This window comes from Shewanella sp. MM_2022_3 (assembly GCF_022557375.1).
Lineage (GTDB): Bacteria > Pseudomonadota > Gammaproteobacteria > Enterobacterales > Shewanellaceae > Shewanella > Shewanella xiamenensis.
The window spans coordinates 1-1633 of sequence record NZ_JAKZGV010000104.1; the positions used below are offsets into that span (position 1 = coordinate 1).

General features: G+C 33.6%; 1 protein-coding gene. It reads left to right on the forward strand.

Features of this window, described 5'->3' with window-relative positions; genetic code table 11:
* Nucleotides 1-123: 123 nt before the first annotated feature.
* On the forward strand, nucleotides 124-1633 hold a 1510-nt coding region (locus tag MMG82_RS21260; RefSeq protein ID WP_241407399.1), incomplete at its 3' end, for a hypothetical protein.

Here is a 1633-nt window from a genome sequence, read left to right on the forward strand (position 1 = left end):
TTCGTTAGGGAAAATATCAGGTTAACTTTTTCAAAATAAGATGCATAGTTAAAACTTTGTTTATATATTAATTTGACATTGAAAGAGTAAGTTTTATCTTTCTTATTTTTTCAGGGATAGGTTATGAAAAGTACTATATTTAGAGTGCAATTATTTTTTATTTTTTTATGTTTTATACCAAGTTCAAACTCAGACGAATTTACAGGTAGCAATCAACAGTATCAATACCTTAAGAAGTATTTAATAACTAGTGCAGCGCTGGCAGCTAGTGACCCTGCCTCAGTTTTTGGTGAGTCAATCGACCTAAGTTCTGGTTTAGTTGTTTTTAGGCGTGATGATGCTCATCTTTCAGGTAATTCAGAACTACCGTTTAGTTACCAAACTTATTATGATACATCAATGCCAGATGTCGCTGGGTGGAAAGAAGATATCCCGAGAATTGAATATAGTTATACAACTAGTTCAAACTATTCAACTCTTGCGGATGGCTGGCGGATTGGAAAGTACTGCTCAGAAAGCCAATTAAGGTCTGATAAAGGTTCACATATTTTTGGTGTCCAGCATACTGGCTCTGCACTTGCCATTCCGAATATGGGGAAGAAACAACTTCTAGAAAGTAATCATAATAGTTCTAGTAAAGCATATTCTGATTCAAAATACATAACTAACTCTCTGTGGAAAATAAGCTGTTACATATCAGGCGAAACCAATCTTGAAGGATTTAAGGCAACTTCGCCAAATGGAACTTCATATTATTTTGAACATCTCATAAGCAATCCTAAAGTACATTTATATGAACGAGATGGTATCAGTGGTTCTGATAATGTAAATGTTTTAAATCATGGCATTCTTAGACGAAAGACTATATCACTCTACGTAAGAAAGATTGAGGATAGATTTGGCAACTATGTTGACTACACTTACTCTAATGGCGGGCTTTCTAAAATGGAAAGTAACGATGGTAGGATATTGACCGTTGAATACATAAACAATAAAAAAGTTGTTTCATTAAAAGATATGAATTCATCATGGGAAAGGAAGTGGAGTTATTTTACTAGAAACAATAAATATATAGTAATTGAACCTGATGGCAGAGAATGGTTGTATGATTTATTTATAAATCAGTATCATCCATATCCTCCTGGCATGAGCGGTAACTTCAATACCGCATGCCTTATATATCCGACTAACAAAACAATGTCAGTTACTCACCCTAGTGGTCTTATTGGTGAGTTCAAATTTTCAGAGAGAGTAGATTATAGTTCAAACTATATGAGTGTGCAATCAAGTGTTCCTGTTCAATGCAGTAGAATCTTAAATCTAGTAGAGAAAAAAGTAACAGACACATTATCTGGTATAAAAGGTGAACCATTGTTGTGGCGATATATTTATTCTGAAAATGAAGGAGGGTATGTTATGAATGGGAAAGAACCACCAGATAAGTTCAAGTTAAAAGGTTTAACTCCACCTAATGTCGATCCATTTCTATCTGATTTTATCCAAATAAAAAAACCGGATAATAGTTCTGTAAAACATTACTTTAATCGTGAAGGACACTCAGCATCTGAAGGTATGATTATTGCTACAGAATATTTTGATAGTTTTGGAGTGTTACTAAAAACAGAAGAACTAA